The organism is Intrasporangium sp., from assembly GCF_035280925.1.
GTDB lineage: Bacteria > Actinomycetota > Actinomycetes > Actinomycetales > Dermatophilaceae > Intrasporangium.
Window position 1 is genome coordinate 1 of sequence record NZ_DATEEY010000078.1, and the last position, 12,665, is coordinate 12,665.

The following is a 12,665-nucleotide window of genomic DNA, read 5'->3' on the forward strand; positions in this document are numbered from 1 at the left end:
TCGGCAGCGGGCGCCTCAGCAGCCGGAGCCTCAGCAGCCGGAGCCTCAGCAGCCGGAGCCTCGGCAGCGGCGGCCGCCGCCTCGGCGTAGAGCTCGCGCTCCCACTCGGCCAGCGGCTCCTCGGTGCCGGCCTCGGTGCCGGAACGACCGGTCGCACGCTGGACCAGGCCGTCGGCCACGGCATCCGCGACGACGCGGGTGAGCAGCGCAACGGAACGGATCGCGTCGTCGTTGCCCGGGATCTTGTAGTCGACCTCGTCGGGGTCGCAGTTGGTGTCGAGGATCGCGATGACGGGCAGTCCGAGCTTGCGCGCCTCGTCGACCGCGAGGTGCTCCTTCTTGGTGTCGACGATCCACACCGCGGAGGGAACCTTGCTCATCGAGCGGATGCCGCCGAGGGTCTTCTCGAGCTTGTCCTTCTCGCGCTTGAGGATGAGCAGCTCCTTCTTCGTGTAGCCCGAGCCGGCCACGTCGTCGAAGTTCAGCTCCTCGAGCTCCTTGAGGCGCGTGAGGCGCTTGGAGATCGTCTGGAAGTTGGTGAGCATGCCACCGAGCCAGCGGTGGTTGACGTAGGGCATCCCGACGCGCGTCGCCTGCTCGGCGATGGGCTCCTGGGCCTGCTTCTTGGTGCCGACGAAGAGGATCGAACCGCCGTGGGCGACGGTCTCCTTGACGAAGTCGTAGGCGTTGTTGATGTACGTCAGCGACTGCTGCAGGTCGATGATGTAGATGCCGTTGCGCTCGGTCATGATGAAGCGCTTCATCTTCGGGTTCCAACGACGGGTCTGGTGCCCGAAGTGGACGCCGCTCTCCAGGAGCTGGCGCATGGTGACGACGGCCATGCCGTGTCCTCCTATGTGTGGTTGTTGTCAGTTGTCAGTGAGCCCGCCGCCGCGGCACCCGACCCGTCCTGCGGACCGAGCCCAGCGGCATACGTCTCACTCCTGGCGTCTGCACGCACCCCGCCCAGCTGTGTGGGACTGCCGTGGTGCGCCCCGGGGAAACCCCGGCGGAAGACGCGCGAATTCGGCCCTGCGCGTGTGAGCACACCTGACCGTGGTTCATCGTAGGCCCTGACCCGGCGCGCAGCGAAATCGTCGCGACCGACAGAATGGCCGCCATGCTGAGCGACTTGGCGGGCTGGTCGAGCTGGTGGGACACCCTTGCCGCGTTCGCTGCCCTCCTCGGTGCCCTGTTCCTGCCGGGCTGGCTGGTCGTGCGGGCGCTCGGCGCCCGCGGGCTCGAGGCCGTTGCTGTGTCCCCTGCGGTCTCGGTCGGCGTCATCGCAGCGTGGGCCACGGTTGCCCAGCGCCTCGGCATCGGCTGGAACTGGCTCGTGCTCGCCGTGGTCACGGTCGTCACCGCCGGCCTGGGATGGCTCGCAGTCCACGCCTTCGGTGGGCACGATCCCGTGCTGAGCCCGCGGCGACGCCTCCTCGGCCGGCCCGACCCCCATGTCGTCGTCGCGATCGGGCTCGGTGTCGTCATCGCCCTGGTCACGATCCTGCCCGCGATCGGTCGGCCCGACGAGCTGGTGGACAGCCCGGACGCCGTCTACCACCTGAACCGGATCCGCCTGTTCCTGGACACGGGCAACTTCTCCATCGTCCATCCGACGTTCTATCCCAACGGCTTCCACGCCTGGATCGCGACGGGCCTGCAGAGCGGGGCTGCGCCGGTTCTACCGGGGACGAACGTCGCGACCGTGATCCTCGCGGCCGTCGTGTGGCCGGTCGGCGTCGTCACGCTGGTCCGTCACGCGCTCGGCACGTCCCGCATCATCACGTATGCCGCTGGGCTGGCTTCCGCCGCCTTCGTGTCCTTCCCGACGATCCTCCTCGGGTGGGGGGTCCTCTGGCCCAACCTCATGGGGACGGCCCTGACGCCGGGTGCCCTGGCGATCATGCTCCAGGCCGCGCGAGGCGCCAAGGGTCGGCTGCGACGCGGCCAATGGCTCGGCTTCGCGGCCGCTCTGCCGGGCCTGGCGCTCATCCAACCCAACTCCCTCGTCGCGCTCGTGCTCTTCGCCCTCGTCTGGTTCGTCGCCGCACGGGTCCGAGCAGGCGTCATGGGCCACGCCTCGTGGGTGTCCGTGGCGCGCGACCTCGGCGCGGTCGCGGTTGCGGGGATCGTCGGCCTCGTGGTCGCTCCCCTGGTCTCGGAGCGCCTCGCGTCGACCCAGTCGTACGAGTGGACGGGGCACATCTCGGTCTGGAGTGCACTCGTCGAGGTCGTGGGTGGACGGTCGCAGATCCCCATCGTGCTCTGGGGGCTGCTCGGACTGATCGTCCTCGGGATCGGCTGGATCGTGTTCCGGGCGCCGGCCGCGATCCCGGTCGTCGCCATCTGGGGTACCTGCGTGGTCCTCTACGTCATGGCAGCCTCGTCCACGGCGCCGTGGACCGCCCTCATCACCGGTTACTGGTACAACGACAAGGTCCGGCTCGCCTCCCTTGCTGCGGTGCCCGGCGTGGTGCTGGTCGCGGCGGCCGCGCCCGCGGTCCGCGACCTGCTCCTCAAGGTGCCGGTCCTTCGCAGCCAGGTGCCGGCGGTCACCGTGGTGGCGCTCGCGGTCATCCCCTTCGCGACGGTGGTCTGGCAGGCGCCGACGCGCTCCGCCATGCTCGACGGGTTCTTCCGGCCGGATGACCCGACCCGCGTGATCCTGTCCCGGCAGGCCCAGGCCGACCTCGCCGTCCTCGCGGAGGAGATCCCGGCCGGTGAGGGGCTCATCGGCCGCCCGGAGAACGGCTCTCCCCTGATGCACGCGCTGTTCGGGACGAACACGTTCTACCGCTCGATCCCCATCCCCGACACGGGCGACGAGCACCTCCTCGGCACCGGCTTCGACGAGCTGACAACTCGACCGGAGGTCTGCCAGGCCCTGGCCCGGCACGGCATCCGCTGGGCGATCGACTCGCCTCACGTGTACTGGCTCGACCACCCGGAGCGGTCGTCCGGGCTCTTCGACCTGGCCTTGGTCGATGGGCTCGAGGAGGTCCGCACGGTGGGGGACTACACCCTCTACCGGATCACGGCCTGCGGCCTCGCCTGATCGAGTGAACAACTTCCGGGCGTCCGCGCCCATCGAGAGAACAACTTCCGGGCCGCGCCCATCGAGTGAACAACTCTGGGCCCCAGAAGTTGTTCACTCGATTGCGGAAGCCGGCCCAGCGGCATACGGCGTCGTAGGGTTCGGCCCATGAGCTCGCCGCTGATCTCGCGCATGCAGCCGTTCGGAACGACGATCTTCGCGGAGATGTCTGCGCTCGCGACGCGGACGGGTGCGATCAACCTCGGTCAGGGGTTTCCCGACACGGACGGACCACGGGAGATGCTCGACGCCGCGAAGGCAGCGATCGACGGCGGGCGGAACCAGTACCCGCCCGGACCCGGTGTGCCGGAGCTCCTCGACGCGATCGCCGCGCACCAGGAGCGGTTCTACGGGTTGCGTGTCGATCCCGGCAGCCAGGTGCTCGTGACGGTCGGTGCCACCGAGGCGATCGCAGCGGTGGTGCTGGCGCTGTGCGAGCCGGGAGACGAGGTCGTGACGTTCGAGCCGTACTACGACAGCTATGCGGCAACCATCGCCTTGGCCGGTGCGACCCGGCGGACCTCCGTCCTTCGCTTCCCGGACTTCGCGGTCGACGAGGCGTCGCTCCGGACCGCCTTCTCGAATCGGACGCGACTCGTCCTGCTCAACACGCCGCACAACCCGACGGGGAAGGTCTTCACCCGGGCTGAGCTGGAGGTGGTTGCGGCGCTGGCCCGTGAGCACGACGCCTGGGTGGTCACTGACGAGGTGTACGAACACCTCGTCTTCGACGACGCCCAGCACATCCCCATGGCGACCCTGCCGGGGATGGCGGACCGGACCGTCACGATCTCGTCGGGGGGCAAGACCTTCTCGGCGACCGGCTGGAAAGTCGGCTGGCTCACCGGGCCGGCTGAGGCCGTGGCCGCGGCTCGCACGGTGAAGCAGTTCCTCACCTATGTCGGGTCCGGGCCGTTCCAGCCGGCCGTCGCCGTGGCGCTCGGACTGGGCGACGACGTGTACGGCGAGCTCGCGTCATCGCTGCAGGCAAAGCGCGACCTGCTCTGCGACGCGTTGCGGGCCTCAGGCTTGACCGTGTCGCAGCCCCGCGGAACCTACTTCGTGGTCGCCGATGCGGCGCCGCTCGGTGCGGTCGACGCGCTCGAGTTCGCCCGTGGCCTGCCTGAACTGGCTGGCGTGGTGGGCGTGCCGGTGTCCGTGTTCCACGACGACCAGGAGGCGGCGCGCACCCTGATCCGGTTCGCCTTCTGCAAGCGGGACGAGGTTCTCACCGAGGCGAGCCGGCGACTCGCTGCCGCCGGGCCGAGCTGACCTCCGGTCGTCCACAACCCTCGCGCTGGTGGCCGCGTCGTCCCCAGTCCGCGCCGGGTGACCCGACGTCCCGAGCCGGTGGAGGCAGTCTCGGGTCATGGTCATCAGCAGCCAGACTGTCGCCGTCCTGGCCGGGGTGGGCCTCGCTCTCGGCCTCTCGGCGGCCCCGACGGCTCTGGGCACCGGGGAGGGGGCAGGTCCCTCGGGGTCCGCATCGTCAGCAGGAACAACTGGGCCAGCGGGCTCAGCAGGGTCACCCGAGTCAACTGCGTCGGGCTGGGCCTGGCCCGTCACCCCGACGCCGCCCACCATCGTCCGACCCTTCGACCCTCCACTCCGTCGCTGGGAGCCCGGTCACCGTGGCGTGGACCTGCTCGGCTCGGTCGGCGGGCAGGTCCGGGCGCCTGCATCGGGCCACGTGGTGTTCGCGTCGCAGCTCGCCGGTCGCGGCGTGGTCGTGGTCCGGCATGAGGGTGGGCTCCGAAGCACCTTCGAGCCGGTGGAGGCCAGCGTCGGAGTCGGCACGGCCGTCGGGAGGGGGCAGGCGATCGGGCAGGTGACCGATGGCCCGAGTCACTGTGCTCCGCAGACGTGTCTGCACTGGGGTGTGTTGCGTGGGCGCGTGTACCTCGACCCGTTGGCCTTCGTGGGCCGGGCGCCCGTGGTCCTGCTCCCGCTCGGCTGAGTCACGCTCGGGGATGGGCCTGCTCATAGCTCGCGCGAAGGCGGTCCACCGAGACGTGGGTGTAGATCTGGGTCGTCGCCAGGCTGGCGTGACCGAGGATCTCCTGGACCATCCGCAGGTCCGCTCCGCCCTCGAGGAGATGGGTGGCGGCACTGTGCCTCAATCCGTGGGGGCCCAGGTCGGGCGCATCGGGCAGGTGGCTCAGGACCTCGTGCACCAGTGACCGCACCCTACGGGGGTCGACTCGCGCCCCTCTCCGCCCTAGGAACAGGGCCGCGCCCGAGCGCGGGCCGAGCAGCCGCCGTCGCGCAGCAAGCCACCCCGCGAGGGCCCGGGCCGCGGGCACCCCGAAGGGCACCATCCGTTCCTTCGCTCCCTTGCCCATCACCCGGGCGACCCGCTGGTCCAGGTCGAGGTCGTCGACGTCGAGGGCGACCAGCTCCCCGACTCGGATCCCGCTGGCATACAGCAGCTCGAGCATCGCCTGGTCCCGGACGTGGATCGGGTCTGAGTCATCGGCGCGGGTGGCAGCGACATCGAGCATGGCGCTCGCCTCGCCCTGCTTGAGGACTCCGGGCAGCGACCGGCTGCGCCGCGGCGCCGCCAACCGGAGTGAGGGGTCCGAGTCGATCCGCCCGGTGCGAGCCGCCCATCTGAGGAAGGTGCGGGCCGCGGCGGCGTGGCGGGCGATCGTCGACCGGGCCGCGCCCCCGTCCGCCTGCTCGCCCAGCCAGGAGCGTAGGTCCGCGAGGCCGAGCTCGCCCAGGTCGCCCACGCCCCTGCCCACGGCGAAGGACAGCAGCTGGCGGACATCGGAGACGTAGGCCCGCGTGGTGTGGTCCGAGCGTCCGCGTTCGGAGCGCAGGTGTCTCTCGAAGTCGGCCAGCACGGCCGAGTCCGTGACGTCAGCTCCAGCGGCCATGGACGCACCATCGCAAACCCGGCACGGCCGGGCAAGGACCGCGGCCGAAGCTGGTGCGAGCTGACTCATCGACGCGGTGCGCGGGCCTTGCGCCAGGTTCCGTCGCGCCGCTCGGCCAGACCGAGCTCGACGAGCCGGGCGAGTGCGGCCATGGCCTGCATCGGGGCCAGCGCCGAGACGAGCGATACCTGGGCGAGGTCGACCCAGGCGCGGTGTGGCAGTCCCTCGTGGACCCTCGTCTCCTCCGGGCCCAGCTCGTCGGTCGGCAGCGTGACGCCGCGCGGTTCGTCACGGGCATCGACACCGAGATCGCCGACGAGATCGATCACGTCGGCTGTTCCGGTGACAAGGGTTGCCACACCGGCCCGGATCTGCTCGTGGCATCCAGCCGACATCATCGACGTGACCGGGCCGGGGAAGACGCCCACCGGACGGCCGAGCTCACTCGCCGTCCGCAGGGTGTTGAGCGAGCCGGATCGCAGATCCGCCTCGACGACGACCGTCCCCCTGGTCAGGGCCGCGATGAGCCGGTTGCGCTGCAGGAACCGCGTGCGCATCGGCGCGGAACCGGGGGCGACCTCGGAGAGGACGATGCCCACCTCGGCGATGCGCTCGATGAGTCTCATGTGGGCGGACGGATAGGCCCGATCGATGCCGCCTGCGAGCGCCGCCGAGGTCATCCCCTCGACCGCGAGCGCTCCTCGATGGGCTGCACCGTCGATGCCGAAAGCCGCCCCTGACACCACCGTCCAGCCGCTCTGGGCGACGCCTGCAGCCAGGTCGGTGGCGAGCTGCTCCCCGTACGCGGTGCACAGCCTGGAGCCCACGATGGCGACGGATCGGCGGGTCACCGCTGCGAGGTCCGCGGGCCCGCGCAGCCACAGGCACCACGGCGGCACGCCCAGATCGTCGAGCCGCTCGGGCCACTCGGCGTCCCCCGGCACGACGATCCGCGCTCCGACCTTGGCGGCGGTCGCGACATCACGGTCCACGTCGAGGCGCCTGACGCGCTCTGCGAAGCGGGCGAGTCGGCCGTGCCCTCCCCGGATCCGCTCCACGGTTTCGGCCGCACCATGTCGGCCCAGCAGCTCATGGACGCCCTTGTCGCCCGGCTCCACGAGTCGGGACAGCGCAACTCGGGCCAACCGCTCGTCGCTCATGCCGCCACCCCTGGCTGCCGACGGAGGGAGAGGGCCAGCTCGACCTGGTCCCGCCCCGGACGCTGCCGGCCGGAGAGGTCTGCGATGGTCCAGGCACACCTGAGGCTGCGGTCGTAGCCGCGCAGGCTGATGCTGCCGCGCTCGAGTCTGCGGTCGAGTGGAGCGGTGGCGCTGGGCGGGAGCCGCCAGGCCGACGATCGCAGGAGGGATCCGGGTACGTGCGCATTGAGCGCCCACCCCTCGACCAGCAGGCCGCGCCAGCGCTGCCGTTGCACCGCTCGGGCGGCGGCAACGCGCGCGGCCACCACACGGGTGCTCTCGCCCGGCGGTTGGGCTGCCATGGTCAGGCCCGGCGCCTGCACGTGCACCTGGAGGTCGACGCGGTCGAGGAGCGGCCCCGAGAGCTTGCCGAAGTAGCTGCGGCGCATCGCCACCGAGCACGTGCAGTCGACTCCCTGTCCCCAGCCGTTCCCGCAGGGGCACGGATTGGCCGCGAGGACGAGCTGGAACCGCGCCGGGAAGGTCACCGACTCGGTGGCACGGGCGATGGTGACGGTGCCGCGCTCGAGGGGCGTCCGCAGGGCCTGGAGGACACCCTTGTCGAACTCTGGAGTCTCGTCCAGGAAGAGCACGCCGCAGTTGGCCTGGGTGATGGCGCCCGGACGGATGTGGCCGCTGCCGCCGCCGATGATCGCGGACTGCGAGGCGCCGTGGTGTGGTGCGACGAAGGGCGGCTTGGTGATCAGGCGCACCTCGTCGAGGAGCCCCAGGACCGAGTGGATGGCCGTCACCGACATCGCCTGCTCCTCGTCGAGCGGCGGGAGCAGTCCCGGGAGCCGCTCGGCGAGCATCGTCTTGCCGGCCCCGGGTGGACCGGCAAGGAGCAGGTGGTGTCCGCCAGCGGCGGCGATCTCGAGCGCGATCTTCGCCTCGGACTGCCCGAGCACGTCGGACAGGTCGGTCGCCCTCGTCGGCGCCGCAGTCTCAGGGTGGGGCGGCTCGGCGATCGGGTCCACTGCGCGCCCCCGGGCCAGGTCACGGTAGCGCTGGACCAGCTCTCGCACGTCGGCCACGGCGTGCACCTTGAGCCCACTGACCAGCCGGGCCTCGGCCGCATTGACGGCCGGGACGACGACGTGACGCACCCCGGCGAGAGCCGCGGCATGGACCGACGGGAGGACGCCGGCCACGCCTCGAACGGAGCCGTCCAGGCCGATCTCGCCGATGTGCACGACGTCCCTCACCACGGTCCGCGGAATGATGCCCATCGCCGCTGCGACGGCGACGAAGATGGCCAGGTCGAACCCGGTGCCGACCTTGCGTCGGCCCGCCGGCGAGAGGTTCATCGTCACTCGGCGCTGGTTGACGAGCATGCCCTCGACCAGCGACGACACGGCCTTGATCCGCTCCGGCGCCTGCTTGACGGCCGAGTCACCGAGGCCGCTGATGACGAAGCCGGGCAGTCCGCCGGCGACGTGCGCCTCGACCTCGACGACGAAGCCGTTGACACCGCTCAGACCGACGCCCCGGGTCCTCCCGAGACTCACAGCACACCCCTCAGGTGCGTGATGCGGGCGGCGCCCGTCCCGGCCTTGACGATCGACACGACGTCGATCCGGATCGTGCCTGTCGACAGGCCACCGCGCTCGGCGGGTGGCAGCGCGTCGAGCCAGAGCATCGCCAAACGGCGCAGCCGTCGCACCTTCTGGCGGGTCACGGCCTCGAACGGCGCCCCGAACTGCGCGCCCGAGCGCGTCTTGACCTCGCACACGACCAGGGCGGCGGCGTCGCGGGCGACGATGTCGATCTCACCGCGGGCACAGCGCCAGTTGCGATCGAGGATGGTGAAGCCGGTGTCCGAGAGGTAGCGGCACGCCAGCTGCTCGCCGTACCTCCCGAGGGCTCGGGTCGCTGGGATGTCCATGCGGCCACCCTTGCGGCGTAAGCCGTGCCCGCAGCTTGGCCAGGCCGTCGTCTGTGTACGACGCGGGAAACGCCCTGAAGGATGTGGACAGTCGCGACCTGACGCGCTCCCCGGACCCCAGCGCTTCAGCAGGACGGCAGTTCAGGCGAACTCCCCCGAGTCCGGCAGCTTGATGTCCGGCTTCGGCAGCTCCTCGATGTTGACGTCCTTGAAGGTGACGACCCGGACGTTCTTGACGAACCGCGCCGGCCGGTAGATGTCCCAGACCCAGGCGTCGGCCATGGCCACGTCGAAGAAGACCTCTCCCCCGTCGGTGCGCACCTTGAGGTCGACGGAGTTGGCGAGGTAGAAGCGGCGCTCGGTCTCGACGACGTGGCTGAAGAGACCGACGACGTCGCGGTACTCCTTGTAGAGCTGGAGCTCCATCTCGGTCTCGTACTTCTCGAGGTCTTCCGAACTCACCTGACCGCCGTTTCTGTCTCGTCCGCCGTCGCGTAGGACGTCGCGAGGTCAACCGTCCCTTCATTCAACACCTCTTCGGGGAGCAGGACCGTGCCCTCCACGTAGACCCCGGGCAGCCGCCACGAGCGGCGGTGCAGGTCGCACGGCCCGAGCCGGGCCAGCGCGTCCATGTGCTCGGGCGCCGCGTACCCCTTGTTCAGGCTCCAGCCGTAGGCCGGGTGCTCGACTCCCAGCCGGATCATCAGCTCGTCACGCTCCACCTTCGCGAGCACGCTGGCGGCCGCCACGGAGGAGCACTTGAGGTCCGCCTTGATCATCGTCGTCACGGGCGGGGTCGCCGGCGTCGCGCCCTCGACGAAGGCGAGCAGCCCCACGTCGTAGGGAGCAGTCAGCCAGTCATGGTTGCCGTCGAGGATGACGAGGTCGGGGACGACGTCGATCGCCGCGAGGGCCCGTAGGCCGGCCAGGCGAAGAGCGGCCATGATGCCGATCGAGTCGATCTCCTCGGGCGCCGCGTGCCCCACGGCATGAGTGATCGACCAGCGCTTGATGCGCGGCACGAGTCCCTTGCGGGCGCGTTCGGTGAGCAGCTTGGAGTCCTTGACACCGGTCGGGGCGGAACGCACGGTCTCGTCGATGACGACGACACCGACGCTCACCGGGCCGGCGAGGGCGCCTCGGCCGACCTCGTCCATGCCGGCGAGGAGCCGGTGACCGGCACGCTGGAGCTGCCGTTCGACCCTGAGGGACGGCTTCTTGGACGGACCCGGACCAGCCATGACGCCCCTCAGGAGGTGGCGGCCAGGCGCAGAGCGGCGCTGGAGCCGGTCGGTGCGGTCGACGCGCCCGAGCTCGGAGCCGGAGCGAGCGCACCCTCGGTTGGCGTCGACCCCGGCTCAGGAACGTCGCGGGGGGCCGGCACGTCCTCGAAGGTGCGCTCGGGCACGCCGAGCCATGTCACGTGGTCGATGGGCCAGATGATGAAGAGGGCCCGCCCGACGATCTTGTCGACCGGCACCGAGCCGTCCGTCCCGTCGTTGGCCGGCGCGTCGTGATATCGCGAGTCGGACGAGTCGGAGCGGTGGTCGCCCATGACCCACACGTGGTTCGCCGGGACGACGATGTCGAAGGCCTTGTCCTCGCTCGGGGCGTCCCCCGACTTGAGGTACGTCTCCTCCACCGGCGTGCCGTTGACCGTGATCGGCCCGGCCCCGCCGTCGGAGACGATGTGGTCACCGGGGAGGCCGATTACTCGCTTGATGAGGTGGTTCTCGGCGTCCTCGGGAAGCAGCCCGACAAAGACGAGGAGGTCGTGCAGGGGCCCGCCGACGTCGGACGTCCCGTTCGTGGCCGCCCCGGTCAGCCAGGGGACCGGATCGGCCGGGTCCTCGAACACGACGACGTCCCCACGACGCAGGTCGAAGGGCCCGGGGGTGAGCTTGCTGACGATGACGCGGTCGTCCTTGACGAGGGTGTCCTCCATCGATCCGGATGGGATGTAGAACGCCTGGAAGAGCCATGTCTTGACGATGAACGAGAGCGCCATCGCCAGCACGACGACGATGACCAGCTCCTTGACGGCGCTGACCAGACCGGCACCGAAGCCGCGTCGCTCCTCGTCGTCCTCCTCCAGGTCGTCCCCCACGTCGTCGAAGCCGTCCATCGACGGCTCGCCCGGGCCACCGACGCGATCGGGGGTCGGACCGGATGCGTCGGGACGGCCTGGGACTTGCGACATCACTCACCGTTCTTCACGAGGGCGGACGGGATCGAGCCAAGCCGATCGAGCGGCCAGTATCGCACCCACACCTTTCCGATCATGTCGTCCCCCGGAACCATGCCGCCACCCGGCTCGCCGAGGTGCGCCCTCGAGTCCGCGGAGCCGCCGCGGTTGTCGCCCATGACCCAGAATCGGTTCGGCGGCACGAGCACGTCGAAGGTCACCGTGCTGGGTGCCTGGCCGGGTTTGAGGTAGGGCTCGTCAACGGGTTGACCGTTGACCTCGAGCCGTCCGTCAGGGGCACAGCAACGGACCCGGTCGCCGGGCAGGCCGATGACCCGCTTGACGTAGTCCGTCGGCGCTCCCTGCCCGGCGAGGCCCCCGATGGCGTCGACCACGGACTCGAGCAGACCCCGGTCGGGGACCTCGAGGTTGAAGGCCCTGGACGCGTCGAAGACGACGAGGTCGCCGCGCTGCAGCTCCTCGGTCGCGGCCGTGCGGGTCACGAGGAGCCGGTCGCCGACGTCGAGGGTGTCCTCCATGGACCCGCTCGGGATGCTGAACGGCGCGACGAGGAACGTGCGGACCACGAGCACGAGCAGGAGCGCCAGGGCCGGTCCGATGAGCCACCGCAGGCCGCGCTCGGCATGCGCAGGCGCCTCCGCCGGCTGCGCGGGGTCCGCTCCAGCGCCGCTCAGCGGCGACGCCGTGGGCGCGGAGCGCTCCGAGGGCGCGGAAGGCGGAGCGGTCCCCTGGACCTCTGGCGTCTCCTCCGTCATGTCGAGCCGCTCGACTCCGCGACACCCGCGCCTCTCGTCGCCACTGGGCCGAGGAACCTGGGCGAGGTTCAGTCGGTCTTGGCCTCGGCCTTGGCCGGCACCGTCTCGCGCTTCTCGCGGATCTTGGCCGCCTTGCCGCGCAGGCCGCGCAGGTAGTACAGCTTGGCGCGACGCACGTCACCGCGAGTGACGACCTCGATCTTGTCGATGATCGGGGTGTGGAGCGGGAAGGTGCGCTCGACGCCGACGCCGAACGAGATCTTGCGGACGGTGAAGGTCTCGCCGATGCCACCACCGTGGCGACGGATGACGACCCCCTGGAAGACCTGGACGCGGGAGCGGGTGCCCTCGACGACCTTGACGTGGACCTTGAGGGTGTCGCCGGCGCGGAACTCGGGGATGTCCGAGCGGAGCGAGGCGGCGTCGAGCGCGTCAAACGTGTGCATGATGCTTCGCTTTCCTGGGCGCCACAGGTCACCCGTGAGATGTCTCGAGCTGCAGTCCGTCAGGCCTCGTCTGCCAACCGGCCGAGCATGCTCGGTCTCGCTGGCTCGACTCCCCCTGTGGCAGGGGCCATCGTCAGCCGGACGCAAGGAGCAAGTCTGCCAGAGCGGACCACGGAGAAGAAATCGAGGCCGTATGCCGCT

Annotated in this window: 13 protein-coding genes; 3 read left to right on the forward strand and 10 right to left on the reverse strand. The window is 70.6% G+C overall.

The window, feature by feature from the left end:
* A partial coding sequence (gene rpsB / locus VJN29_RS08100; protein ID WP_324143119.1) for a 30S ribosomal protein S2 occupies positions 1 to 842 on the reverse strand: 842 nt, incomplete at its 3' end.
* A 278-nt stretch (positions 843 to 1,120) separates the two neighbouring features.
* Between rpsB and VJN29_RS08105 the strand changes: the two genes are divergently transcribed.
* The 3 genes from VJN29_RS08105 to VJN29_RS08115 all read left to right on the forward strand — a co-directional run bounded on the left by VJN29_RS08105 (position 1,121) and on the right by VJN29_RS08115 (position 5,051).
* Complete coding sequence (locus VJN29_RS08105) at positions 1,121 to 3,055, forward strand: DUF6541 family protein (protein ID WP_324143120.1); 1,935 nt, start codon at positions 1,121 to 1,123, stop codon at positions 3,053 to 3,055.
* Between the two features lie 147 nt (positions 3,056 to 3,202).
* Complete coding sequence (locus VJN29_RS08110) at positions 3,203 to 4,366, forward strand: pyridoxal phosphate-dependent aminotransferase (protein ID WP_324143121.1); 1,164 nt, start codon at positions 3,203 to 3,205, stop codon at positions 4,364 to 4,366.
* 97 nt (positions 4,367 to 4,463) lie between these two features.
* Positions 4,464 to 5,051 carry a murein hydrolase activator EnvC family protein gene (locus VJN29_RS08115; RefSeq protein ID WP_324143122.1) on the forward strand — a complete coding sequence of 196 codons (588 nt, stop codon included), beginning with the start codon at positions 4,464 to 4,466 and terminating at the stop codon, positions 5,049 to 5,051.
* A 1-nt stretch (position 5,052) separates the two neighbouring features.
* Here VJN29_RS08115 and VJN29_RS08120 read toward each other — a convergent pair whose 3' ends face one another.
* The 9 genes from VJN29_RS08120 to rplS all read right to left on the reverse strand — a co-directional run bounded on the left by VJN29_RS08120 (position 5,053) and on the right by rplS (position 12,464).
* Positions 5,053 to 5,973 carry a tyrosine recombinase XerC gene (locus VJN29_RS08120; RefSeq protein WP_324143123.1) on the reverse strand — a complete coding sequence of 307 codons (921 nt, stop codon included), beginning with the start codon at positions 5,971 to 5,973 and terminating at the stop codon, positions 5,053 to 5,055.
* 65 nt (positions 5,974 to 6,038) lie between these two features.
* The gene (gene dprA, locus VJN29_RS08125) at positions 6,039 to 7,133 is read right to left on the reverse strand and encodes a DNA-processing protein DprA (protein WP_324143124.1); all 1,095 of its coding nucleotides are present in this window, start codon (positions 7,131 to 7,133) and stop codon (positions 6,039 to 6,041) included.
* Positions 7,130 to 8,680, reverse strand: a complete 1,551-nt coding sequence (locus tag VJN29_RS08130; protein ID WP_324143125.1) for a YifB family Mg chelatase-like AAA ATPase — start codon at positions 8,678 to 8,680, stop codon at positions 7,130 to 7,132. The genes dprA and VJN29_RS08130 overlap by 4 nt, the downstream gene beginning before the upstream one ends.
* The gene (locus tag VJN29_RS08135) at positions 8,677 to 9,057 is read right to left on the reverse strand and encodes a YraN family protein (protein ID WP_324143126.1); all 381 of its coding nucleotides are present in this window, start codon (positions 9,055 to 9,057) and stop codon (positions 8,677 to 8,679) included. Before VJN29_RS08135 ends, VJN29_RS08130 begins: the two co-directional genes overlap by 4 nt.
* Positions 9,058 to 9,198: 141 nt before the next feature.
* Positions 9,199 to 9,519 (reverse strand): DUF2469 domain-containing protein, encoded by a 321-nt coding sequence (locus VJN29_RS08140; RefSeq protein ID WP_324143127.1) that lies wholly within the window; start codon positions 9,517 to 9,519, stop codon positions 9,199 to 9,201.
* The gene (locus tag VJN29_RS08145; RefSeq protein WP_324143128.1) at positions 9,516 to 10,298 is read right to left on the reverse strand and encodes a ribonuclease HII; all 783 of its coding nucleotides are present in this window, start codon (positions 10,296 to 10,298) and stop codon (positions 9,516 to 9,518) included. Before VJN29_RS08145 ends, VJN29_RS08140 begins: the two co-directional genes overlap by 4 nt.
* Before the next feature lie 8 nt (positions 10,299 to 10,306).
* Positions 10,307 to 11,257 carry a signal peptidase I gene (gene lepB / locus VJN29_RS08150; RefSeq protein WP_324143129.1) on the reverse strand — a complete coding sequence of 317 codons (951 nt, stop codon included), beginning with the start codon at positions 11,255 to 11,257 and terminating at the stop codon, positions 10,307 to 10,309.
* Entirely contained in the window at positions 11,257 to 12,018 is a 762-nt protein-coding gene (lepB, locus tag VJN29_RS08155; protein WP_324143130.1) for a signal peptidase I, read from the reverse strand. The genes lepB (VJN29_RS08150) and lepB (VJN29_RS08155) overlap by 1 nt, the downstream gene beginning before the upstream one ends.
* A gap of 68 nt (positions 12,019 to 12,086) precedes the next feature.
* The gene (gene rplS, locus VJN29_RS08160) at positions 12,087 to 12,464 is read right to left on the reverse strand and encodes a 50S ribosomal protein L19 (protein WP_324143131.1); all 378 of its coding nucleotides are present in this window, start codon (positions 12,462 to 12,464) and stop codon (positions 12,087 to 12,089) included.
* Positions 12,465 to 12,665: the final 201 nt, after the last annotated feature.